Below are 23,826 nucleotides of genomic sequence, written 5' to 3'. Positions count from 1 at the left end.
GCCCCCGGTGACCATGAACGCGCCTCTCCGATTGCCCGCCGGTGTGGCGCTCCGTAGGCTTCCCACCGAGACGATCCCCTCTCCTCCGCGCCGGCTGCCCGACGTGATTGAAGCCATGACATCCCGCCCGTCTTCCACCGCCCTCCTCCTTTGTGGCCTGCTGCTGGCGGCGTGCGAGGTTCCGCCGCCGGAATCAGGCGAGGTCGCGGCCACGGATGCGCCGGCGGACACCGTTACGGACGCTGCCCCCGACACCGTCCCCGAACGGGAGCCGCTCCCGGCCGACTCGGCCATCATCCGGCTCGACGCGAGCGACCCCAACCTCGCGGTGTGGCAGGACCGGGACATCTCCGGGGATCCTCCGCGGGAACCGGGACCCATCGAGGTCGGATCCGTCCTCACCTTCTTCGGGCTGCCGATCGCGCGCACGCCCGAGGACCTCGTCGCGGGCGAGGTCGAAGTCGCCTTCATGGGGGCGCCGGTCGACATGGGGGTGGGGTACCGCGGGGCGGGCGAGGGACCGACCGCGCTCCGGGCCATGCGGCGCAGCGTGGGCAGCATGGAGACGATGATCTCGTGGCGAAGCGAACTCACGGCGGTCGATTACGGCAACGCGCCCATCGACAACCTGAGCGTGGAGCGCAGCATGCCGCCGATCCGCCGCATGGTGCGCGAGATCGCGGAGACGGGCGCCATCCCCGTGATCATCGGGGGGGACCACTCGATCGAGTTCGCCAACGTGGCGGGACTCGCGGATGTGTACGGCAAGGAGAACGTCGGCGTCATCCACTTCGACGCGCACTACGATGCGGGGGACGCCCGGCACGGCCACCTGATCTCGCACGCGCAGCCGGTGCGCCGCCTGATCGATGACGGCCACATCCTCGGCCGGAACTTCATCCAGGTGGGGTTGCGGGGCAGTTGGCCGGGGCCGTCGGGCTTCGAGTGGATGCGGGCGAACGACATGCGGTACCACACGATGGCCGAGATCGACCGGGACGGCTGGACGAACGTCATGACCGAAGTCCTCGACCAGGCGAACGAAGGCCCCGAATACCTGCACATCTCCTTCGACATCGACGTCATGGACCCGGCCTACACCTCGGGCACGGGGACGCCGGTGCCGGGAGGCCTGACGCCCCGGGAGGTCTTCTACATGGTCCGCGGGCTCTGCTCGGAGAACAACGTGGTGGGCTTCGACCTGGTCGAACTCAACCCGCTCGTCGACCCCGGCTACACGACCATGCTCAACGCCAAGAAGATCGTGGACGAGTGCATGACGGGCATCGCTCTCCGGAAGCTCGGCCTCGGCAACCGCGACTACCTGAGTCCCCTCACGCGCGACGACGGCCGCCGGTAGCCGCCCGCGCGCGCGGAAAAAGGACTGGATGACGAAACCCCATGGACCGGGCGATCCCCGACTCGCGGCGGCTGAGTGAATCTCGAGGTCTTCGTCGTCGGGGGGATTCTCGCGGTCGCGGTGGTCCTGTTCGTCACCGAGAAGATCCGGGTAGACCTCGTCGCGTTGATGGTGATGCTGAGTCTCGTCGTGACCGGCATCCTCGAGGGCGAGCAGGCGGTCATGGGCTTCGCCAACGAAGCGGTCATCACCATCGCCTCGGTCCTGGTCCTGAGCGGAGCGCTCACGCGGACCGGGGTGGCTCATTTCATTGGCCAGCGCGTTCTGGCGGCATCGGGCGATGGAGTCGGCCGCCTCGTCGCGGTGATGATGGCCACGGTGGGCCTCCTGTCGGGAATCATGAACGACATCGGGATCACGGCGCTCATGCTGCCGGTCGTGCTGGACATGGCCCGCCGCACGGGGACGCCGCCGTCCAAGCTGCTCATGCCCCTCGCCTTCGGATCCCTGCTCGGCGGGATGACGACCCTGATCGGGACCGCGCCGAACATCCTCGTCAACGGGGCGCTGCAGGACGCCGGGTTCGAGCCCTTCGGGATGTTCTCGTTCACGCCCGTCGGGCTGACCGCGCTCGCGGTCGGAATCGTCTACATGACTTTCCTGGGCCGACGGCTGTTTCCGGACCGGGATCCGAAGAAGGAATCGACTCCCGCGGATCTGGGGGGACTCTACGACCTGCGCGGCCTGATCGGCATGCTGAGAGCCCCAGACGATTCGACCCTGGCGGGCAGGACGCTGCAGCAGAGCCGGTTGGGCCAGGCCCTGGGCCTCAACGTGGTCGCCGTGCAGCGAAGCGGGCAGATGATCCTCGCGCCCGGGACCGACTTCGTTCTGGGCGGGGGAGATGAGCTGGTCGTCGAAGGCACCCTCGAGCGGTTCGAGGCCCTGCGCGCATGGAAGCACCTGGAGATCGAGTCGCGGGACCGAACGCTGGAGCGGATCGCCGACGCCTCCATCGAGGTCGCGGAACTGGAGTTGGCGGAAGATTCGCCGCTGATCGGGCAGACCGTTCGAGAGGCGGATCTGCGCCGGACCCGTGGCCTGCACGTACTCGCGATTCTGCGGGGCGATCGGGCGCATCGCACGGGATTGCGGCTGATGACGCTCGCTCCGGGGGACCGCCTGCTGGTTGCGGCGAAGAGCGGACGCCTCGCCGCACCGGGGGAGGACCGGACGTTCGGCGCCGTCCATTCCGTGCCGGCAGGAGAACTGCTTCCCCGCTACCGGCTGGAGCGCCGGATCCAGAGCGTCAGAATCTCGGAAGAATCGCTGCTCGCCGGTCAGCTGCTCGCGGAAACCCGGTTGGCCGATGCATTCGGCCTGACGGTGGTGGGGATCCTGCGGGCCGATGAAGAGCTTCTCATGCCGGATCCGGACACGAAACTCGAGGGAGGGGACGTCCTCCTGCTCCGGGGGCGGTTCGAGGATCTCGAGATTCTGGGGGGGCTCCAGGGATTGACGGTGGGCGACAACCGTCCCCTGGACTTCAGCCGGCTGGAGTCGGACACCGTCGGCCTGGCGGAGGCTTCGCTTTCTCCGCGCACGACGTTCGCGGGAAAGACGATCGAGGAACTCGGGTTCCGCAAGAACTACGGTGTTTCCATCCTTGCGATATGGCGGAATGGAAAGATCTACCGGAGCGGGCTCCCGCGAATGGAACTGCTCCCGGGCGATGCGTTCCTGCTTTACGGCGACAGGAACAAGCTCGCGCTCCTGGTGGAACACCCGGACTTCCTCGTCATGACCGAAGGGGCGGCGGAGGTGGTGCGAAGCCGGAAGGCTCCGGTCAGCGCCGTCATCATGACGGGCGTCCTGGCTTCGGTGGTCTCGGGCCTTCTGCCGATCTTCATCGCGGCGCCGATCGGAGCGGTCGCGATGGTGCTGACGGGCTGTCTCAACATCGAAGAGGCCTATCGGTGTATCGAGTTGAAGGCGGTGGTCCTGATCGCGGGGATGCTGAGCCTGGGACTGGCGATGCAGGAATCCGGAACGGCCGCGCTGGTGGCCGAGGCGGTGCTGGGATCTCTGGCGGACTTCGGCCCTCTGGCCGTGGTGGCGGGACTTTTCCTGATCACCGCGCTGTCCGCTCAGATGATGCCGACGGCGGCGGTGTCGGTCCTCATGTCGCCGATTGCTCTCAGCACGGCCACGAGTGAAGGACTCTCGCCCCAGGCGCTGATGATGACGGTCGCGGTGGCAAGTTCCTGCGCCTTCATGAGCCCGGTGGGCCACCCGGTCAATCTGTTGGTGATGGGTTTCGGCGGATACCGATTCGTCGATTTCATCAAGGCGGGATTCCCGCTGCTGGTCCTGGTCATGGCCGTGGTCCTGACCGTCCTCCCCCTCGTATGGCGGCTCGTGCCCGCAGGCTGAAGCCGCGCGTCGTGCCCTGACCTTGTAGAATCGTCCCCCTCGCCGCACACCGCCCGTTGATTCCCGCGCTCGGGCGTACCCGGGGGCGACCCTGAACTCGACTCATGAGGAGAGTGCATACATGAGAGTCCGTCTTGCCCTGCTGGGGCTCCTGACGTCGGTCCTGGCGGGGTGCGCGAGCATTCCGAGCGAAGCGCCGGAGTTGTCGCAGGCCCTCGGTCAGCGCCTCAGGGCTCTGGAGAACGCCAACATCACGCTCCTGCAGCGGTATTTCGACCTCAAGCGCCGTGAGGTCGACCGCTTCATCGACGAGACGTTCGTGCCGGAGTTCGCCCGGAGGATCTTCAGCAGACGGGACGTCGCCGCGGAGTGGCGCCGCATCGTCGAGAGCGAGAGCGAAGCCGAGCGCCTCCGGTTTCTGGTCGACGCCGGCCCGGCACTGCAGCAGGAGATCAACCGGATGCGTGTCGAGCTCGTGGTGCCGCTCGATGAGCTGGAGCGTCTCATCCGCCGGAGCATCGAACGGGAGTATGACGAGGCGGCGGCGATCAACAACACGCTCACCAGCTTTCTCTGGTCGGCGGCCGAGGTCGCCGGGAACCGTGATCGCTTTCTCGAGGCCGCGGGTGTGACGGAAGACCGGGTCTACGGGGTGATCGACGGGGTCGACAGCGCGGTGTCGAGCCTCCGCGCGGGTGTCGACGACGCCGCCGAGTATCTACGCAGGATCGAAGCGGCCAAGGCGATCATCACGGGCACGGAACCGAATGAATAGGAGAACGAGCATGGGCCTGAACTGGAGCGAGATCGCTGCGGAGGCCAGGCAGGAGACCGCGCGTGACCTGGCTGGCGACATCTCGTCGCTGACCACGATGACGGATCGCGAGATCAACGAACTCTTTCCGAAGCCCAGCGACAAGCAGCGGCTGGCGGAGCTGATGGAGATCGTGAACGGCGCCGGCTCGCGCAACGAGAAGATCAACGGAATCGTCGACAACATCGAGGACCTGGCTGGCGTGATCCTGAAGGTCGTCGCAAAAACATAGCCATGACATCCCGCCCGTCTTCCACCGCGGCAGAGGCCGACCCGCACGAACTCCTCGCCCGTATCCGGGCCCGTCAGGTCTGGAGCCGCAGGGCTCGAGGCACGACCCTGGTGCGGATGGGGCCGCTCAGGAGGCCGACTTCCAGGCCGTCGGCCGGCAGCTCGTCGGATTCCGGCTCCAGTCGCCATTTCCGGGCCAGGCCGGCGAGTCCGGAGACGCAGACAGCCATGGCGAGGGGAATGCCCTTGCAGCCTCTGGGCTCTATGCCGAACGGCTTGTAGACCCCGCGCGGGCACGCCTGTCCCTCCAGCCAGCGCTCAGGCTTGAACTCCTCGGCGTCCCGCCAGTAGTCGACCCGGCGGTGCATCACGTGCGTGACGACGTCGACCAGAGTGCCCTTTGGTATGAAGTAGCCGCCGAGCGACGTGTCCTGCACCGCCCGGCGGGGCACCAGGAGCGGGGCTGCAGGCTGAAGACGAAGCAGCTCGTTGAAGACGGCCTCGGCGTAAGGAAGCCGCTCGAGGTCCTCGGCACGCAACGGCCGGTCGCCGGCGACGCGATCCACTTCCTCCTCGAGCCGCGCCCGAACCCCCGGATTGCGGCTCAGGTAGTGCGGAATGTAGGCCATCGCATGAACAGCCGGATCCCAGGCGCCGACGAACGCCGCGTACGCCTCGTCGCGAATCTCCGAGTCACTGCTGAAGGACCAGTCCGACTCTCCCCGCTCCGTCGCCTGGACGAAGTGCGCGATCAGACTCGTTTCCCGACTGTCGGGATCCCTGGCCTTCCGGATCGAGTCATACACGGCCGTATCAAGCGGTCTGATCGCCTTGCGCGCCTTCAGATCGTGCGGCAGGGGCAGTTTCCTGATCAGCTTGTAACCGGGCATGGCGAACACGATGAAGCTGAGCTTGGCCGCCCTCAGCATGGCGAGACCCGGCCCCGGGCCCAGTTCACTCCCGGCGCCGAGCATCGAAGTCGTCAGCGCGTTCCATGTGTAGCGCTCGACCTCGGCCCGGAAATCGACGGTGCTTCCCGCCGTGAACCCCTCGGCGAAGGACGAGGCTTCCGAGACGGCGATCCGCCTGAATGCCTCGGTCCGCTCGGGAGTAAACGCGGTGAGCATGAGATCCGTGAGGCGTCGGTGCTCGTCGCCGAACGGCGTCCTGGCGAGGCAGGGGGACTGAATGACCTCGAAAGCGAAAGCCGGAGTGTCTTTCTGGAACAGCTCCGGATTCCGCCCGAGGGCCTCCTCGGCGATGTCCGGGTCGAAGACCGCGCAGTGCCTGCCGTTGGGCACTTCGAAGTAGACGATGTCGCCCCAGCGTTCGTAGAGCCAGTGGAAGAAGCCGGTGTAGTCGGCCGCCAGCCGGCGCATGGTCCGGAGCTTCTTGCGCGGCGGACCGGGAGGAAGCTGGCGATCCGGCCGGGTTGTGGGGTCGGTCCGCCGTTCTGTGGTGGTCACGCTTGCGGTGCTCCCGGAGGCGACGGTGTGATTGACGAGGGTAGTGCCGGACGGCTTCGATTCAAACTGCATGCCGCTGGTGATGTCGGGACAGTCCGCAACTGTATGACAGGATAGTCATATCGCATAGTCAGAGGACGGATCGGACAGTGTACACGAGCGCGCGTTGGACCCTAGTGTGTTGCCATGAACCGCTCAATGAAGGAATCAGCCGGCAGCGCCGTACCTTCACCGCCCGGTCCGAAGGGTCAACGACTCCGGAACCTTCGAGAGCGGACGAGCGACTTCAGCGAGTTCGCGAACCGGCTCCGCCACGAGTACGGAGACATCGTCTCCTTCGAACTTCCGTTCATGAAGTGCTGCATCGTCTTCGACACCGAACTCATTCGCGAGGTCCTGGTCACGCAGCAACCGTACTTTCGGCCATGGTTTCCCGGCGACCTCACGGACGACTTCAAGTACGGCTCGATCTCTCTGCACCAGGGCGAAGAGCATCGGCGACGAAGCGAGTTCATGGCGTCGGCCTTCGCCGGCGACTCGGAGGGCGCCTACGCGGCGATCATCGCCGAGAAGGCGCTCCGCCTGAGAGGCCGGCTCCTTTCCCTCGCGGGCGACGATGGGGGCGAGGGCGCCGACCTCGTCAAGGAGTTCGAACGTTTCGCCTGGGACGCCATCGTCGAGATCGTCCTCGGCCGCGACGTCCAGCTTCCCCGTCGACTGGGCGAAGACGCGCTCGACCTGCAGAAGATGTACCTGCTGCTGGACATCGTGCCCGGACCGAAGCTGCTCAAGTCGCTGCCCCTGCCGACCCTCCGGCGGGGGAGGAAGAGCGTGAAGCTCGTCGACGACGCGCTCTACGCCGCCATGCTGAAAGCCCGCGCCTCCGGATACTCACGCAACGACATCGTCGCGAAGTACGTGCGGGCCATGGATCTCGATGGCGCCGCGGGAGGGCTGGACACCGACCAGGCGATCCGGGATGAGCTGATCATCCTGCTCACGGCCTTCATCGACGCGCCGACCAGCGCCCTCGCCTTCGGGGTCCACTATCTGGCCGCGAATCCCGATGTCCGCCGGAAGGTGGAGCGCGAGGCGGACGCCGTCCTGAATGGCGGCAGCATCGACGAGACCGCCTTCGACAGGCTCCCGTACACCAGCGCCGTACTCGACGAAGTGCTCCGGATCGACCCGCCGACGCCCGTGATGTTGCCCAAGGAGGCGACGGAGGACCGTCTGCTCGGCGGGTACCGGATTTCCGAGGGGACGCTCGTTCACGTGGCGATGCGGGCACTGCACCACGCACCGGAGCACTGGGATCGGACGTCGGACTTCAGGCCGGAGCGCTGGCTCGAGAATCCGCGCCCACCCTGTCCGGCCCATGCCTACATCCCGTTCGGCCTGGGCCCTCACTTCTGCCAGGGGATGGACATCGCCAGGAGGCTCTTCATGTTCGCCGTGGCGGTGCTCGCCGAGCGGCTCCGGCTGGAACCCCGGTCCGCCGAACCGCCGAACCGGAACGATGCCGCCGTCGGCGTGGTGGGACCGTGGACGGCGGACGTCAGGGAGCGACATGGCTGAGCCGGTGCTCGTGGCCCGGATGATCGACACGATCGACGCGGACCCGGAAGCCGTGTTCGCGACGGTCGCGCACGGCGGCCGGCACGGCGAAGCGATTCCCGAAGTGGAAAGCGTGGACTTCGTTTCCGACGAGACCATGGGCGTCGGGGCGCAGTTCCGGGAAAACCGGGACTGGACGGCGGTCCAGGTGCTGTTCGCGAAATTCGCCAGGCTGCACAGGAACGTCATCGAGTGCATCGAGTACGAGCCCCACCGGCGAGTGCGCTACATGTCCAACGGCGCGGGAGCGCGGTGGCATTCGATCTACACGCTAGTCCCGGTGGACGAAGGCCGGACGCGACTGGAACTCCGGCTGGAGATCCGCCCCAAAAACCCTCTGGGCAGATGGCTGCCGCAGCTGATGAAGGCCCCCCTCCAGGCCAGCACCGAGGCCGACTTCAAGGCGATCAAGCGCCACATCGAAGACGGCGCGAGCTGAGCGGCGGGAGTTGAGCGGCGAGGGCTGAGCGCCGGGGCCGCCGATCCGTCGCGGCCTCCCGCGCTATCGATCCAGCGCCACCCAGACGCTCTTGAGGTGCGTGTACTTCTCCAGCGCCGAGTGGAAGCCAAGATCCCTGCCGAAGCCGCTCTCCTTGTAGCCGCCGAACGGTGATCCCGGCGCCGACTGGTGGTAGGTGTTCACCCACACCGTCCCCGCGTCGATCTCCGCCGCCAGCCGGTGCGCCTTGCCGATGTCGCGGGTCCACACGCCGGCCGCGAGCCCGTACAGCGTATCGTTGGCCTTGGCGACCGCATCGTCTACGTCGTCGAAGGGGATCACCGCCGCCACGGGGCCGAAGATCTCCTCGCGGGCGATGGTCATCGCGGGGTCCACGTCGCTGAAGACGGTGGCGGTCACGAAGTTGCCGCGTCCGTTCACCTTCACGCGCTCGCCGCCCGCCACCAGGTTCGCGCCGTCGCGCCTGCCGGCCTCGACGTACCCCATCACGCGGTCGAGCTGCTCCCCGCTCACGATCGCCCCCAGGCGCGTCGTCGGGGCCATCGGGTCGCCCACCGTCGCCTGCTCGGCAAGCCCCTTCAGCCCGTCCAGGAACTCGTCGTGCACCGCGCGCTCCACCAGGATCCGGCTCCCCGCCGCGCACACCTCGCCCTTGCCGTAGAAGACGCCCATCGAGGCGCCCTGCACGGCCACGTCCAGGTCCGCGTCGGCGAAGACGATGTTCGGCGACTTGCCGCCCAGCTCCAGCGACACCTTCTTGAGCGTCTCCGCAGCCTCGCGCATGATGATCCGGCCCACCTCGGTCGAGCCGGTGAACGTGATCGTGTCCACCCCCGCGTGCCGCACCAGCGCCGCGCCCGCGGTCTCCCCGAAGCCGGGCACCACGTTCAGCACCCCCGGCGGGAACCCGGCCTCCCCGGCCAGCTCGCCCAGGCGCAGCGCGGTCAGCGGCGTCTGCTCGGCGGGCTTGAGCACCACCGTGTTCCCGCAGGCGAGCGCCGGCGCCACCTTCCACGCCGCCAGCGTCAGCGGGAAGTTCCACGGGACGATCGCCCCGACCACCCCCACGGGCTCGCGCAGCGTGTAGTTGAGAAAGGGCCCCGGCACCGGGATCGTGTCGCCCTGCACCTTGTCGGCGAGCCCGGCGTAGTAGCGGAATACCTGCGCCGCGATGGGCACGTCGGCCTGCCGCGCCTCGAAGTACGGCTTGCCGTTGTCCCGGGTCTCGAGCAGGCCCAGTTCGTCGGCGTTCGCGTCCACCAGGTCCGCCAGCTTCCAGAGCAGCCCGGAGCGCTCGTGCGGGTTCATCCGCCGCCACGCGTCGTCGCGGAACGCCGCGCGCGCCGCCGCCACCGCGCGGTCGACATCCGCCGCGTCCCCCTCCGCCACCTCGGCGATCGTCTCCTCGGTCGCGGGGTCCACCGTCGCGAAGGTGCCGCCACCCTGCGCATCCGTCCACTCGTTCCCGATCCAGAGGCGGTCGCGAATCGTTTCGGGGGTCTTGTCGGTCATGTTCGGAGTCCCTTGGGGGTTGGCGTGTCAGCCGCGCCAGCCGCCGCGCCGGCCGCTACCACTCGGCCGAATCCTCGTCGAACACCGAGGTGGGCAAGCTGTACTTGTGCTCGTATCGGCCCAGATTCGAGACGGCGAACAGGCTGCTGAACCGTTCCATCGAGCGATACGAGGCCAGCGGCGGCGCGAGTCTGCGCAATATCCGGTTGCCCAGGTTCCGCAGCCGCAGCAACGGCACCTCTTTCTTCAGTCTTGCGGCGGGATACCTGAGCTGGTCCGCCAGCCTGTTGCCGATCAACTCGCGGGATACCTGGTACATGAACGCCGCCATGGAACGCCGCTCGTCGGGTTTCTCGTACCCCAGCACGATCGGCGCGCTGTTGATGATGCTGTTCGCCATGATGATCGCGTCCTCCGCGGGCGGAGGTTCGCAGAGCGACCCGATCTCGAAGCAGCGCACCGAGGATTCGAAGTCGCGAAACATGATCTCGTCGGGTATCCCGAGCAGGAGACCGGTGTGGCGCCAGACGTGTACGTAAGCCTCGCGATCCCTCTTGCTGAAATCGCCGCCCAGCTTCGACACATGCTGCATCAGCCGCCCGGAGAAAGCTGCGGCGCCAAGCAGCATGTGGGCGGCGCTGAGAGGAACCCCGTATACGGAGTGATCCCATTCATCGGACGTCGCGATCAGTCGTCTAGCCTGCGCGTGGACCAGTCGGATTCTGATCGTCAGTCTCCACCCGTCGCCGCCCGGCTCGATACCGCCGGGCAAATACTGATCCACCAACTGCTGCAGGTTCTGCTTGAGCCGCCGCACCCCGTTCGTCGTGATCCGCCCTCGGATACGGAAGGAGCGGCTGATCAGGGTCGAAAAGCCCTCGATGATCGCCCCGCCCACCAGCGCGCCCAGGACCATGTCCGAGTTGCGCAGAAAGGCGCGCGTCGCGTCACGGTACAACTCCCGATCGAACCAGTCCGGCAGGGTACCCGTCTCGACAAGGAGGTCCCGCAGCACCTGGGGCGTGCCTTTCGGTACGTCCCCGCGGCCTTCAAGCGCCTCCGCAATGATCCTGTGCACCCCCGCGGGACTGGCGGTCGTGGCCAGTGCCGCCACCACGGCATCCGCGACGGGATCGCCTACGTTCGTGTGGCGGATGTACTGCTCCGCCAACTTGGCATCCACCTTCCACGCTTCCGCGTAGCCATCGACGTAACAGGACGGAATGTTCAATTCGCGGTGCCTTGCTGCGCCGGGGGGGCAGCCGAGCGCGAAGGGCCGGTGGCCGCAGGTCAATCGTCTTCAAAAAGTCTGCTCTCAAGTCCCGGGGCGGGACAGAAGTAAATGGTATGAATTGGGAGATATATCGGACTGTTGGGCGGCATATTCGATAGTGACATGGACCAGCCACAGTCTGACTCGACTGGCGCCTGGCGCCGTGCCGCGCGCTGGCGGCAGCGGGATGGGCCGCCGGGCGCGACTCCGGCGGCCCAGGGACGGGCTGCTAGGCGCGCAACTTTCGCGATCCGAGCCAGACGCCCACGACGCCGATCACCGGGTTGAGCCAGGGGAGCCATGCCGGCTGGCTGGCGCTCATGGTCGCCTCCATCATCGACACGTCATCGGGGCGCGGTCCCGTCGCCACCTCCACCGGAATCAGGGCCGACACCACTCCGAGCACGATCATCATGCCGATCAGGATCATGGCGCCCTTGGCGTCGTGCGCGACGCGGGCACAGACGCGTCCGCCGATGTACGCCCCCGCGAACCCGATCCCGATGGAGCCGAGTATCCAGCCGGCGGCGACCTCCCACGTACCCGGCTGGAAGGCGCGCGAGGGGCCCAGCGCCAGCCAAAAAAGCGAGGAGAGCGCGAAGAGCACGGCGACGATGGCGATGTAGCCGACGATCGCGGCGAGAATGTTCCTGAGCATCATGTTCCTCCCTGGAGTTCGGCCTCGCCCGGAGAGACGGCATGGCGCGCCGGAGGGGCCAATCGTTCGGCTCGATCAACGTAGACCGTCGGCTCCTCGAATCAAGAATAACCCCCGCCCGAGGCCTCTCGGCGTGTCGGGCGGGGGGCAAGTGTCCTGGTCGGGCGCGTATGCCGGAGGTAGGCCGGAAGGGCCGAGGTTCAGAAGACGACGCGGTAGGAGACGCTGAGGGCTCTGCCGGCCTCGGGCATGATCTCCTTCACCCTCGACAGGTGATGCCGGTACTCGGTGTCGCCGAGATTCTCGAGGTGGAGCGTGACGACGTGCAGCCGGCCGGCGAAGGTGAAGCGCATGCCGCCCGAGACGCCGAAGATCGCGTATCCGTCGGTCGGTTCCTCGAACCTTCCGGTCCGCTCCTGGCTCCTCGCCATCCGCGTCTCGGCCTCCACGAACCAGTCCACCGGGGAATAGCCGATCGCGAAGCGGCCCTGGAGCGGGGGCATGAACGGGAGGGGCTCGTCTGTGGCGCTGAGCGTGCCGCGCACGTACGACGCGGCGGCCTCCACCTTGAATCCGGCCGGCATCGACCACTCGAGCACGCCCTCGAAGCCGGTGAGCACGGCGTCCTCTCCCACGAACTGGTAGATGGGGAGCCGGACGCGGCTGAGTTTCCCCGTCGCCTGCGGAAAGATGTAGCCCGAGATGGCGTTGCGGAACCACGTCGCCTCGGCGTTCAGGCGTTGTCCGGTGAGCCGCCCGAACAGGTCGATCCCGAGTCCGGTTTCCGTCTCGAGCGAGGGATTGCCGACGTCGAAGGAATTGGACGCGAGGTGCGGCCCCTCCGAGTAGAGTTCGTGTACATCCGGGGTGCGAAAGGCGCGGCCCACGCTCCCACCCACGGTGAGGGGGCCGGACAGCCGCAGAAGCGCACCCAGCGATCCGGAAAGCGCGTCGAAGGAACGTGAGCGGATGTGTCCGATGTCGGAGGTCGGGTCCTCCTCGTCCGGTTCCAGCTCGACCCGATCGTAGCGGAGCCCGGCCTCGATCGAGACCGGATCGAGCTGTATCTCCTCGAGGAGATACGCGGCCTGCGTCCTGCGCCGGGAATCCGGGTTGTAGAGCACGCCTCCGTATCCGAAGTCCTCAAACGAGACTCTGGTTCCGATGGCGCCCGATGTGAACGGACCCCATCGCCCGTGCCGTACCCGAGCCTCGCCGCTCACGATCTCGCGCTCGTACATCGCACCGAGAATGCCGGAGGACTCCTGCTCGTGATGCTGGTACGTCGTGTAGCCCGCATCGACTTCGATCGCCTCCAGGCCCTGCCCGGGCCGGATGACGCTGCGGAAGCGGCCCGCGGCCCTCTCCTGCTCCGTGCGCACCGGGTTCGTGTGGCCGCCGAGGAAGCCCCCGGGGATCCCGTAGTCGTTCCTGAAGACGCGAAATGACCCGCCCGCGTAGCCCCAGTCGTCCACCCACGAGGTTCCGGCCGACGCGCTCCATACATCCGTCTGGGTTCCCGCGAGCCTCCCGATAGGCGTCCGCAGATCCCCGGACTCGCGCTTCGACACCTCGACGCGGAGCGGGACGTTTTCGGTGATTCCGACGGTCATCTCGCCGCTTCCCCCGAGGGCGCGCGTCGCGGACTGCCCCTGCATCGAGGCGAAGCCGGTCGGGCGGTACGGCACCGCGCGGGGTACCTCGTCCCGCACGACGTTGATCACGCCTCCAAGGACGCTGCTGCCGTAGAGAATCGCGCTCGGCCCGCGAATCACGTCGATACGCCGAGCCGTGGAAGGGGAGAGCGCCGAGGCGTGGTCCAGGCCGCTGTTGATGACGTCGCCGACGCGCCGGCCGTCCTCGAGGATGAGGATCCGGTCTCCGGACAGGCCGCGGATGACCGGCTGGGCGGTGCCCGGCCCCATGCTGTTCACGGCGACGCCCGGAACGGTCGACACCGTCTTCGCGACGGTTCCGGCCAGCTGCCGCTGCAGTTCCTCCCCCGCGAAGACCGCGGAGGGCCGGATGGCCTCGTTCGCGACCGTGGGGCTCAGGACTGCCGTGACAACGAGATCGGGCGAAGGAACGGCGGCGACTTCAAGGTCGACCGTGGCCAGCTCTCCGTGGCCGACATCGAGCGTCGTCGTTGCGTACCCGAGGCGATCGACCCGGAGCTGGTACTGCTCGGCGTCCGGCACGGCGATGCGGAACGCCCCGTCTCCGTGGGTGACGGCGCCGCGGCCGGTGCCGACGACCGTGACCGTCGCGCCCGCGAGCGGCATCCCGCCCTCCGCCGACCGAACGATTCCCTCGATAACGCCCTCGTCCTGTTGCGCCTGCGCGGCCGAAGGCGGCGCGGCGGCGCTCAGGCCCACGATCAGAAGAAAAGGAACTGCGATGAGTCGTTTCATCATGCCCGTCCTGGAAGGCTTCCGGTTGCTCTCGCTCGCTGCGGGTGGTGTCGAGCCGGGGGAGTGGCCGAGAGCATTGCGGCCCTAATGATAATGGATTCTCAATAGGGGGCAACCGGGCTGCTATGACCGCGTCAGCCTCCGGAATCTGAACAGGGTGAGCTGCGACCTGTTCGCCCGAAGCCAACGGACGACCTTCTGCGTAGGCACGAGCATGGACAGGGTCACCGAGGGAGACGTGAGCGGGCTGACGGTCGAGTATCCGGGTGCCGAGAACGCGGGCGGGCCCGGGGAGTTGGACCGTCGCGACCGGACGCGACCGGGGCGCTGGTTTCGCAGGATCGTGCGGTGGGGAGTGACGGCGGTTCTGCTTGCGGTGCTTCCCTTCGTCCTCCTCGTCCGCGGCGGCGTCTTCGCCTGGCAGCAGTGGGGGCTGGGGGCGTGGTCCTCTCTGGCGGTCTCGGCGGCCGCCACCGCGCTGCTCCTGGCGTTCTACGCGTGGGCGGCGAGCCGGCGCCTGGGGGCGGGGAAGCGGCTCCGGAGGTTCGCGGCCCGGATCGCGGCGCTCGGCGCCGGCGCGTTCGTGCTCTACTCGCTGCTCGTCATCGCGGGTGGGAACGTGAAGTCGGAAGAGGTGCGCTCCGAGTACCTGGGCCTTCATCCCCTGCTGCGGATGGCCGTATCGGTCTTCGTCCTGGCGGACCCCGACGCCGTGATCACCGATGCGGCGCGCACGCCCGAGTTCTACGCCCGGGCGGGGCTTCCGGCCAACGAGTCTTCCCTGCACTTCCGGCAGGACGACGGCTTCGTCCATGCGCTGGATCTTCGCACCATGAACCGGCCCGCATGGCGGAACCTCGCGGCCGAACTCGCGTTCCGGGCGATGGGCTTCCACACGCTCCGCCACGTGGGCACGGCCGATCACCTGCACGTGTCCCTGAGGTCGCCGGGCTAGCTGCAGATGCCAGGGACGTTGTCCACCGGATCGACGAGTAACCGACTCCCCCGAAGGCTACGGCCACCTCGGCCCGCCCGGGCCACGGCGGGAAGATCTCGAGCAATCATGGGCGTGTCGCCGCCCGTGCATCGGCTTAAGCAAATCCAAAATGCAATTTTCAATTTGCTTAAGGCCTTGTACGGGTTTTCAGGCACCCACCACGGGCACGAAGTTGGGATCCCGCCCGGACGGTTTCGACCGGCTGACGCCCGCAGGGCAAGCGGTGCCGATGAGGACCCTTGACCCAGCCGAATCGGCCGTGAATCTTCGGAGACGGTTGAGAATGGGTCTCATTCTAATCCAGGAGCCGAGGAAGCATGTCCCGTCATCACACCGCAACCCTTGCCATCGCCATGATCCCGGTACTGACGGGCGGCTGTGGCGGGGATGAACATGCGGCCGAGTCCGAGCACGCCGCTGCAGAGTCCGAACACGCCGCCGCAGAGTTCACCGAGGCCATGGGCGATATGGATGCCGCCGATGCAGCGGCCGCCCTCCTGAACCCCAACCTCGCCACCGAAGCCGAGTTGACCGCGGTCCCCGGGATCACGGCGGAGGTTGCCGCGGCGGTCGTCGGCGGACGGCCCTACCTGAGCGCGGCGGATCTGCACGGAGCGCTTGCGGAGGCGATCGGCGACGAGGCGGCGCTCGCGGCCTACGGCGCGTTCTGGCTGCCGATCAACCTCAACGACGTGACGACCGACGAGATCCTGCGGATTCCGGGTGTGGGCGACCGGATGGCGCATGAATTCGAGGAGTACCGCCCGTACGTGGACATGGGCGAGTTCCGCATGGAAATCGGGAAGTACGTGGGCGAGGAAGAGGTCGAGCGGCTCGCGCGCTACGTGTACGTCCCGATCGACCTGAACAGCGCCACCCGCGAAGAGATCATGGCGGTTCCGGGGATGAGCGATCGCATGGCTCACGAGTTCGAGGAGTATCGCCCGTACACCGACATGGACCAGTTCCGCCGCGAGATCGGGAAGTATGTGGATGAGAACGAGGTCGCGCGGTTCGAGCGCTACGTGACGCTGAACCCGGAGGGATAGCCGCGGGTCCTGGCGGGGCGCGGGCTGACGTCGGCCCCGTGGCGTCGATGCGATGATCCGGGCAGTCATCTTCTGGCTGCACCTCGCGGTGGCCGCGGCCGCAGGGGTCGTGATCCTGATGCTGGCGGCGACGGGCGTGGTCCTGTCGCTGGAGGAAACGGTGACGGGACTCGCGGAGCGACGGTACGCCGTGGCCGCGCCGGAGGGTGCGGTACGACTGTCGCCGGAGGAGATCGCGGGGGCGGCGGGGTTTGCGGCGACGTCGCTGAGCTATCGGTCGGACCCGGGCGCGCCCGTGCGCGTGCACGAGGGGCAGGGCCGGTACGCCCGCGTCGATCCGTACACGGGGCGGGTGCTGGCGACGGGACCGGGCGGACTCGAGCGGTTCTTCGAGAGCGTCCACAACTGGCACCGCTGGTTCAACGTCTCGGGAGGCTCGGTGCGTCGCGCGCGGGCGGTGACGGGGGCGTTCAACCTGGCCTTCCTCTTTCTGCTGCTCACGGGACCCATCCTCTGGATCCCGCGGCCCGTCACCCGGCGGTCGCTCGCCAACGCGATCCTTCTCCGTCGCGGGGAGAGAGGCGCCCGGCGCGATCTCAACTGGCACCAGGTGGTCGGGATCTGGTCCGTCCTCCCGCTCGTCGTGATCGCGGCAACGGGAGTCACTTCGTCGTATCCGGCCGTGGGAGACCGGGCCTATCCGATCGTGGGGAACGTGGTGCCCGCCGGGGCATGGCCGCCCGAATCATCTTCCGAAGGAGTGGGAATCGAGGGAGCGGCGGTCGAGGAGGCGGCGACCGCGGAGGACTCCGCCCGCGTGCCGGACCCCGCTCGCGCGCCGGACCCCGACCTGGGGGCCGTCCTCGCTACCGCCGAGGCGTGGACGCCGGAGTGGCGGACGCTGATCCTGAACGTGCCGCGCCCCTCGGACGGTGAGGTCCGCGTCGAGGTGCGGGCGGGCCGAGCGGGCCAGCCTCACAGGACCGGCGTTCTCACCCTGGACGCCGCCTCCGGCACCGCCCGCGCATGGAAATCATTCGCCGACGACACGCCCGGGCGGCGTGCGCAGCAGTTCCTGCGGTACGCGCACACGGGAGAGTACTGGGGGCTTGCGGGTCAGCTGCTGGCGGGACTCTTCTCGTTGGCGGCCGCGCTGATGGTGTGGACCGGCCTTTCGCTCGCGGTGCGCCGGCTGCGACGCTTCGTCGCGAGCGCCAGGCACACCTGATGAGCCTGGCTCGGGCTCCGCAGACTCGAGAGGCGCCCGCTCAATCTGTGACGTGAAGTTGTCGCCGTTCGCAGACATTCGTGATTTGTCTTAGTTCGACGACATCGCATGATTGTCGCTGATCGCATACATTTTAGCCGGTGACAGTGACTCGTAACCGGACGGTAGGCGATGCAGTTTCGCACTCCCCTCGAACTCGGCCTCCTGATCCGCCGGGCCAGACGTGCGCGAGGAATGACGCAGGCGGACCTCGCACGGGCGGCCGGCGTTGGCCGGCAGTGGATCGTGGCGATCGAAGCCGGCAAGCCGCGAGCCGAACTGGGCAAGGCGTTTCAGACACTTGCGACGCTCAACCTGTCGCTTTCGATCCACGGCGAGAAGTTCCCGGAGCCCCCAGGTTCCCGCGTCCGCATCGCCGTCCCCGACATTGAGGCGATCGTTGGAGCCCACGAGGGTCCAGAGTCGTGACCGAACGCCTTGTCGCGGTAGCGAACGGCAAGGTCATGGGATCCCTGTCGCGCCGGAAGCACGAGCGGCTCACGTTCTCGTACGATGGAGCGTGGCGCCGGGCGCCGGGCGCATACCCGCTGTCCCTGTCGATGCCTCTCGCCGGCGCCGAGTACGGGCACGACGGCATCGCACCGTGGCTGTGGGGACTCCTGCCGGACAACGAGAACGTTCTCGCGCGATGGGCGAGACGCTTCCACGTCTCCGCGCGGAGCGCGTTCTCCCTGCTGCGGGCGACGGGCGAGGATTGTCCGGGCGGAGTCCAGTTTGCGCCCCCCGACCGCGTCGAGCGCCTGCTCGGCGGGCAAGATCCGGAGGTCGACTGGCTGACGGAGGAGCAGGTCGGCGCTCGCCTGCGCGCGCTGAAGGAGGACGGGAGCGCGTGGCGTCTCCCCGGAGACGCCGGCCGGTTCAGCCTTGCGGGCGCGCAGGCCAAGACGGCTTTGTACTTCGCCGACGGTCGGTGGGGAGTGCCTCGCGGCCGGACGCCCACGACGCACATTCTGAAACCTCCGATTCCCGGCTTTCCGGGACACTGCGAAAACGAGCATCTCTGCCTGACGCTCGCCCGTGCGCTCGGCGTCGCGGCGGCTCGCTCGCGGGTGCGCCGGTTCGGCGAACAGACGGCGCTCGTCGTGGAACGGTACGACCGCGTGGGGACTGCCGACGGCCTGGTGCGAGTCCACCAGGAAGATCTCTGCCAGGCCATGGGCCTGCCGCCGACGGCGAAGTACGAGAGCGACGGCGGTCCCGGTTGCGGCGCCATGGCCCAGGCGATCCGAACGCACTCCACCCGTCCCGGGCACGACCTCCGGAGGTTCGTCCGCGCACTCGCGCTGAACTGGGTCATCGGCGGAACCGACGCGCACGCGAAGAACTTCTCCCTGCTGATCGGCGCGGGCGGGCGAGCGTCTCTCGCCCCTCTGTACGATGTGGCCAGCCTGCTGCCATATCCCGAGCACTACGAGCCGAGGCTCAAGCTGGCGACGAAGATCGGCGGCGAAGCCCGTCTGGGATACATCCGGACAAGGCACTGGACACGTTTCGCCGGGGACGTGGAGCTCCCCGCCGCGGAGGTGCACGCATTGTGCGAAGGCGTTGCCGTCGACGTGGCCGGCCGGTTGGCCGGCATCGTCGCGGCCGCCCGTGCCGACGGTCTCGACGACGCGATCCTTGATCGGCTGGAAGAGAGGATCGGCGCGCGCGCCATCGCGTGCCAGGCGACCATGCGGGCGTAACCGCGGTCCCGCTGCCCGTGGCGGCGTCTCCTCGCGCTATGCAGGCGGGCCCAACGAGACGGGGGCCTCTCGACATGGCGGCGCCGAACGCCACCCGGAGGAGCAGGTATGGGAGAGCGTGCGTGAAGTCGGGCGCCATGGTCGGGGTCAGCCGGAGGGCGGCGTGTATCTCCCGTCGATGGCGGTCCAGCCGCCGTCGGCGAACAGGACGGTGCCGGTGACGTAGCTGGCGGCGTCAGAGGCGAGGAAGACGGTCGGGCCGGCCATCTCCGCGGCGCTGCCCCAGCGGTTGAGGATGTTGCGCGCGGCGTAGGCGCCGTACCAGCCCGGGTTGTCCTTGATCGGGACCGTGAGCGGCGTGTCGATGACGCCCGGCGCGACCGCGTTCACCCGCACCCCGCCGGGCCCGAGTTCGGCCGCGGCGGTGCGCACCATCTGCACGATTCCCGCCTTGGTGGCGGCGTACATGCTCTGCCCCGGCTCGACGACCACCGAGCGGATCGAACTGAAGAGGATGATGGAACCCGATTCCTGCGCGGTCATGATCCGCCCCGCAGCCTGGATGACGTGAGCGCCCCCCTTGAGGTTGAGGCCCAGCACGCGGTCGATCTCCTCGTCGGTGTAGTCGAGGAGCGGCTTGCGCACGTTCACGCCGGGGGTGCAGACGACGACGTCGAGGGACCCGCGGGCCGCCGTGATGGCCTCGAACGCGGCGGTGACGGCGGGGCCATCCAGGATGTCCAGGCGGGCGGAGTCGGCCTCGCCCCCCGCCTCCCGGATGGCGGCCGCGGTGCGGGCCGCGGCGTCCGCGTCGATATCGAGGCAGGACACGTACGCGCCGGCCTCCGCACACCCGATCGCGACGGCTTCGCCGATGCCGGAACCGCCTCCGACGATCGCAGCGGTGCGTCCCTTCAGGCTGAACATCGCGGTCATGGGGATTCTCTGGCAGGGTTTCGTGTGGTGTAGGGCGCGACACAATGTAGGGACCGCACTCGCCGGGCAACCGGCCCGCATGTCCCCCCGGCCCGGAGATCCGGATGCACCACGCAGACCCGCCGACCGACCTTCGCCGGGAGGACCGCATCCTCGCCGAGGTGGAGGCCGCGGTCGACGAGATCGTGGCCTTCACGGCGGAGATGATCCGGATCCCCACGGTGAATCCGCCCGGGGAGTGTTACGGGGAGTGCGCCGACCTGATCGGCCGGCGGCTGGAGACGATTGGGCTGGCGGTCGAATACGTGGCGGCGGAGGGGCGCCCCGAGCATACCGCCGAATATCCGCGGGTGAATGTGGTGGGACGGGGCGCGGCCCCTCCGGGAGGCCCGCGGCTCCACCTTAACGGCCACTTCGATGTGGTTCCCCCGGGCGACGGGTGGACGGTCGACCCGTTCGCGGGCGCGGTGCGCGACGGGCGCCTCTACGGGAGGGGCGCGTCGGACATGAAGTCCGGGATCGCCGCCGCGGTGTTCGCGGTCGAGGCGCTGCGGCGGGCGGGGGTCGAACTCGCCGGGGCCGTGGACATCAGCGCCACCGTCGACGAGGAGAGCGGCGGCTTCGCCGGGGTCGCGCACCTGTGCAAAGCGGGGATCATCTCGAGCGACGACACCCGGTACGCGATCATCCCCGAGCCGTTCGGACCCGCGCGCGTGTGCCTAGGGCACCGGGGCGTCTACTGGTTCGACGTCATCGCCCACGGCCACGCGGCGCACGGCAGCATGAGCCACCTCGGCCGTAGCGCCATCGACGACATGGGCGCCCTCCTGGAAGCCTTCCGAACCCGGCTCGCTCCCGAACTGGCGACGCGCCTGTCCGCGCTGCCCGTCGTGCCCGAACCCTCCCGGCGCCCCTCGCTGAACGTCAACGCGGTCACCGGGGGCCAGGCCGGCGGGGGGGCGACCCAATCGCCGTGCGTGGCCGACCGCTGCACGGCGACCTTCGACCGCCGTTTCATCCCCGAGGAATCCTTCGAGGAGGTGCGCGCCGAGATCGAGCGCCTCGTCGCGTCGGTGGAGGGCGACGACCCGGGGCGCCGTTTCACGATCGAGGAGCGCATGGTCGTGCATCCGACCTCCGCACCGCCCGGCTCACCGCTCGTGGCCGCGCTGTCCCGCGCGGTGGAGACGGTCGTCGGCCACCCCGCGGCACTCGTGGCGAGCCCCGGCACCTACGACCAGAAGCACTTCGCCCGCATCGCCGGCATCGACCACTGCGTCGCCTACGGCCCCGGCCCCCTCGAGGAGGCGCACCAACCGGACGAGTCGTGCGCGGTGGACGACCTCGTGGCGTGCACGCAGGCCCTCGCACTCACCACCCTCGAACTGCTCGGCCCAGCCTAGCCGGTCACGAGGATGGAGAGAAGGGACGCGGGGATCAGCGCCATCGAGTAGAGCACGTAGACCCCGACCGACTTCACCACCGACAGGATCCAGCCGTTGTCGTAGTAGCGTCGGAGGGCAATGACGAAGTAGGGGTACGGAACCAGCAGACAGCTCAGGCGGACCCAGAGGCCCGGCCCCGATTCGGGGAGCAGAAGCGCGACCGAGTAGACGAGAAACGTGAACGTCTGGACATGGATGGCAAAAACCAGGTGCTCTACGTAGAAGCGCTTCTTCCGAAAATGGAAGACGGCGAGGATCAGCCCGAGGAACGGAAGCAGGCAGAACATCGCGATCGGCATGTTCGCGAGGAAACGCCGGGGTATGAGCGAGGGATCGTGAACGATGTCGATCATCGACAGCACGAAGAACCTCAGGGTCCAGTGCCGCTCCTCGAGGTTCCCCGCTTGGGCCAGGGTGAGAAGAAGCTGCCGGGAATTGCCGTCCGACCGGGCGAGAATGTCGTCGGCCTTCCTCTGTTGCTCCGGCGGTAGCCCCGCCCTGAAGGCCGCGAGCTGCTCTTCCGTCGGGGGCTGGGCGGCGGCGTCCGCCTGGTCCTCCGCGTCTGCCCGGTCCTCCGCGGTCAGGCTGCGGTCGACACTCTCGTCGGTCAGGTTCGCGCTCGCCTCGCCGATGTCCCCCAGCAGCGACAGCAGGAGGAAGAAGACGAAGCTGGCGAAGATGTAGAGCCGAACCGGCGACACGAAGCCGGCGCGGCGGTTGCGGGAGAACTCCCTGGTGAGGCTTCCGGGGCGGAACATGAGCAGCTTCAGCGTGCGGAAGAGGCGGGAATCCACTTCGAACGTCTCGCGCACGAACTCGCCGGCCACGGAGCGGAGGGCGCGGGCGTAGTCCCGGTCGCTCTGCCCGCAGTGCGCGCAGAAGCTCTCCGGCCGGTCGCGCCCGCAGTTCGGGCAGGTGCGCACGCCGGCGGGAGTCACGGCGTCACGGTTTCCCGGCCACGCGCTTCTTCTCCTCCTCCAGCGCGTCGAGCGCCACCCCTTCCGTGATCCACGCGGGGGCGGGCTCGCCCTTCAGGTAGTGCCCGAACCACTCGAGGATGCGCCGGTGGTAGTCCTTCTGATTCGCCTCCTCGCGGAATCCGTGGTCCTCCCCCTCATAGACCAGGAGCACCATCTGTTTCTCGGCGCGGCGGGCGAAGTTGAAGAACTCGGTCCCCTGGTCCCAGTCCACCACGCCGTCCTCGTCGCCGAACGCCATCAGCAGCGGCGTCTCCATGTTCTGCACCTCGTGGATGGGCGAATTCCGCCGGTGCGCCTCGGGGTCCTCCCAGAACGGCACCCCCATGCGGGCCTGGCCGGTCTCCCAGTGGCTCACCTCGGCGATGCCCGGGTTCCAGTGCAACTGGCCCATGAAGCTGACGAAGTCGGTGAGCGGCGCCCCCGCCACGGACGCCGCGAAGATGTCGGTCCGCGTGGGTAGGAAGGTCGCCTGGTAGCCGCCCCACGAGTGCCCGATGAGGCCGACCGCGTCCGGGTCCGTCACCCCCATCTCGACCGCCTTGGCCACCGCCGCGCGCACGGACTCCAGCGCGCTCACGCCCGGATCCCGCGCCCGGTACACGATGTCGGGCAGCAGCACCGCGTACCCGTGCTGATTCCAGGCCGTGTAGTTGTAGTGGTCCCGCTCGCTGGGGACGCGGAAGAAGTGCATCTGCGGCGTGAGGATCTCGTACGTGTACACGATCGTGGGCACGGCGCGACCCTCCTCGTAGTTCGCGGGCAGGAGGAGGACGAACTGGAGGTCGCGGCCCGACTCGCTCGTGAAGTCGACGAGTTCCGCCCGGCCCCACGCCACCTCGTCGATGAAGGGGTTGATCCGCGTCACCTGGGCGGGGTCGGCGAGGTCCGGACCCGCGACGAAGTAGTCCGGCGGGTCGTCGAAGCGCTCGGAGCGGTAGAGCAGGACGTCTACGCTGTCGGCGCGGGTGAGTCCGGCCAGGCGCGCTTCCTCCAGGATCAGGGTCTCGGCCCGATCTCCGTCGCTCGCGTTGGCCCAGCCGCCGGCGAAGCGGGCGTAGCCGCGCTGCTCCGTCCCGTCGTTGTGGAGGGACAGGTAGGGACGTGAGTCCGGGTCGATGCCGGGCCCGTCGTCGTCGGTGACGCGGGTCAGCCGGTGGACGATCCCCGTCTCCGCGCCGCGCGTCAGCCGCTCGCCTCCGGAGCCGTCGGGC

General features: G+C 68.3%; 20 protein-coding genes. 12 read left to right on the top strand and 8 right to left on the bottom strand.

Features of this window, described 5'->3' with window-relative positions; genetic code table 11:
- The first annotated feature begins 103 nt into the window (after nucleotides 1-103).
- The 4 genes from RN729_RS13380 (at nucleotide 104) to RN729_RS13365 (ending at nucleotide 4,839) form a co-directional block, all read left to right on the top strand.
- Nucleotides 104-1,360 carry an agmatinase family protein gene (locus RN729_RS13380; protein ID WP_310785521.1) on the top strand — a complete coding sequence of 419 codons (1,257 nt, stop codon included), beginning with the start codon at nucleotides 104-106 and terminating at the stop codon, nucleotides 1,358-1,360.
- Between the two features lie 75 nt (nucleotides 1,361-1,435).
- On the top strand, nucleotides 1,436-3,793 hold the full coding sequence (locus tag RN729_RS13375) for an SLC13 family permease (protein WP_310785520.1): 2,358 nt from the start codon (nucleotides 1,436-1,438) through the stop codon (nucleotides 3,791-3,793).
- A gap of 121 nt (nucleotides 3,794-3,914) precedes the next feature.
- Nucleotides 3,915-4,568: a hypothetical protein gene (locus RN729_RS13370; protein ID WP_310785519.1), complete on the top strand. Its 654-nt coding sequence runs from the start codon at nucleotides 3,915-3,917 to the stop codon at nucleotides 4,566-4,568.
- A 10-nt stretch (nucleotides 4,569-4,578) separates the two neighbouring features.
- On the top strand, nucleotides 4,579-4,839 hold the full coding sequence (locus tag RN729_RS13365; protein WP_310785518.1) for a hypothetical protein: 261 nt from the start codon (nucleotides 4,579-4,581) through the stop codon (nucleotides 4,837-4,839).
- A gap of 73 nt (nucleotides 4,840-4,912) precedes the next feature.
- On the opposite strand, the gene RN729_RS13360 is transcribed toward RN729_RS13365, so the two are convergent.
- Nucleotides 4,913-6,217: a cytochrome P450 gene (locus tag RN729_RS13360; RefSeq protein WP_310785516.1), complete on the bottom strand. Its 1,305-nt coding sequence runs from the start codon at nucleotides 6,215-6,217 to the stop codon at nucleotides 4,913-4,915.
- Between the two features lie 285 nt (nucleotides 6,218-6,502).
- On the opposite strand from RN729_RS13360, the gene RN729_RS13355 reads away from it, so the two are divergent.
- Both RN729_RS13355 and RN729_RS13350 read left to right on the top strand, forming a co-directional pair.
- The gene (locus tag RN729_RS13355) at nucleotides 6,503-7,882 is read left to right on the top strand and encodes a cytochrome P450 (protein WP_310785514.1); all 1,380 of its coding nucleotides are present in this window, start codon (nucleotides 6,503-6,505) and stop codon (nucleotides 7,880-7,882) included.
- On the top strand, nucleotides 7,875-8,360 hold the full coding sequence (locus RN729_RS13350; protein WP_310785512.1) for an SRPBCC family protein: 486 nt from the start codon (nucleotides 7,875-7,877) through the stop codon (nucleotides 8,358-8,360). The genes RN729_RS13355 and RN729_RS13350 overlap by 8 nt, the downstream gene beginning before the upstream one ends.
- A gap of 63 nt (nucleotides 8,361-8,423) precedes the next feature.
- Here RN729_RS13350 and RN729_RS13345 read toward each other — a convergent pair whose 3' ends face one another.
- The 4 genes from RN729_RS13345 to RN729_RS13330 all read right to left on the bottom strand — a co-directional run bounded on the left by RN729_RS13345 (nucleotide 8,424) and on the right by RN729_RS13330 (nucleotide 14,235).
- Nucleotides 8,424-9,893 carry an aldehyde dehydrogenase family protein gene (locus RN729_RS13345; protein WP_310785510.1) on the bottom strand — a complete coding sequence of 490 codons (1,470 nt, stop codon included), beginning with the start codon at nucleotides 9,891-9,893 and terminating at the stop codon, nucleotides 8,424-8,426.
- A gap of 55 nt (nucleotides 9,894-9,948) precedes the next feature.
- Complete coding sequence (locus tag RN729_RS13340; protein WP_310785508.1) at nucleotides 9,949-11,124, bottom strand: oxygenase MpaB family protein; 1,176 nt, start codon at nucleotides 11,122-11,124, stop codon at nucleotides 9,949-9,951.
- A gap of 271 nt (nucleotides 11,125-11,395) precedes the next feature.
- Nucleotides 11,396-11,824 (bottom strand): hypothetical protein, encoded by a 429-nt coding sequence (locus RN729_RS13335; RefSeq protein ID WP_310785506.1) that lies wholly within the window; start codon nucleotides 11,822-11,824, stop codon nucleotides 11,396-11,398.
- Nucleotides 11,825-12,024: 200 nt separating this feature from the next.
- A complete protein-coding gene (locus RN729_RS13330) occupies nucleotides 12,025-14,235 on the bottom strand; it encodes a TonB-dependent receptor (RefSeq protein ID WP_310785504.1) in 2,211 nt (736 codons plus the stop codon).
- A gap of 214 nt (nucleotides 14,236-14,449) precedes the next feature.
- Between RN729_RS13330 and RN729_RS13325 the strand changes: the two genes are divergently transcribed.
- From RN729_RS13325 to RN729_RS13305, 5 genes are all read left to right on the top strand, one after another.
- Nucleotides 14,450-15,190, top strand: coding sequence for a hypothetical protein (locus RN729_RS13325; RefSeq protein WP_310785502.1), 741 nt, complete (start codon nucleotides 14,450-14,452; stop codon nucleotides 15,188-15,190).
- Nucleotides 15,191-15,549: 359 nt separating this feature from the next.
- A complete protein-coding gene (locus RN729_RS13320; RefSeq protein WP_310785500.1) occupies nucleotides 15,550-16,281 on the top strand; it encodes a helix-hairpin-helix domain-containing protein in 732 nt (243 codons plus the stop codon).
- A gap of 52 nt (nucleotides 16,282-16,333) precedes the next feature.
- The gene (locus RN729_RS13315) at nucleotides 16,334-17,509 is read left to right on the top strand and encodes a PepSY-associated TM helix domain-containing protein (RefSeq protein WP_310785498.1); all 1,176 of its coding nucleotides are present in this window, start codon (nucleotides 16,334-16,336) and stop codon (nucleotides 17,507-17,509) included.
- Nucleotides 17,510-17,680: 171 nt separating this feature from the next.
- On the top strand, nucleotides 17,681-17,977 hold the full coding sequence (locus RN729_RS13310; RefSeq protein WP_310785496.1) for a type II toxin-antitoxin system Y4mF family antitoxin: 297 nt from the start codon (nucleotides 17,681-17,683) through the stop codon (nucleotides 17,975-17,977).
- A complete protein-coding gene (locus RN729_RS13305; protein WP_310785494.1) occupies nucleotides 17,974-19,254 on the top strand; it encodes a type II toxin-antitoxin system HipA family toxin in 1,281 nt (426 codons plus the stop codon). Before RN729_RS13310 ends, RN729_RS13305 begins: the two co-directional genes overlap by 4 nt.
- Nucleotides 19,255-19,401: 147 nt before the next feature.
- Here RN729_RS13305 and RN729_RS13300 read toward each other — a convergent pair whose 3' ends face one another.
- The gene (locus RN729_RS13300) at nucleotides 19,402-20,190 is read right to left on the bottom strand and encodes an SDR family NAD(P)-dependent oxidoreductase (protein ID WP_310785493.1); all 789 of its coding nucleotides are present in this window, start codon (nucleotides 20,188-20,190) and stop codon (nucleotides 19,402-19,404) included.
- A gap of 104 nt (nucleotides 20,191-20,294) precedes the next feature.
- Here RN729_RS13300 and RN729_RS13295 point away from each other — a divergent pair, with 104 nt between their 5' ends.
- Entirely contained in the window at nucleotides 20,295-21,593 is a 1,299-nt protein-coding gene (locus RN729_RS13295) for an acetylornithine deacetylase/succinyl-diaminopimelate desuccinylase family protein (RefSeq protein ID WP_310785491.1), read from the top strand.
- Here RN729_RS13295 and RN729_RS13290 read toward each other — a convergent pair.
- Together RN729_RS13290 and RN729_RS13285 are read right to left on the bottom strand one after the other, a co-directional pair.
- On the bottom strand, nucleotides 21,590-22,573 hold the full coding sequence (locus RN729_RS13290; protein ID WP_310785489.1) for a DUF3667 domain-containing protein: 984 nt from the start codon (nucleotides 22,571-22,573) through the stop codon (nucleotides 21,590-21,592). The two genes, RN729_RS13295 and RN729_RS13290, sit on opposite strands and share 4 nt — an antisense overlap.
- A gap of 4 nt (nucleotides 22,574-22,577) precedes the next feature.
- Nucleotides 22,578-23,826: YqiA/YcfP family alpha/beta fold hydrolase (locus RN729_RS13285; RefSeq protein WP_310785487.1), on the bottom strand; the 1,249-nt coding region annotated here is incomplete at its 5' end.

Source organism: Candidatus Palauibacter polyketidifaciens (assembly GCF_947581785.1).
In the GTDB taxonomy this organism is placed as follows: domain Bacteria; phylum Gemmatimonadota; class Gemmatimonadetes; order Palauibacterales; family Palauibacteraceae; genus Palauibacter; species Palauibacter polyketidifaciens.
This window is presented reverse-complemented; position numbering and strand designations above follow the sequence as displayed.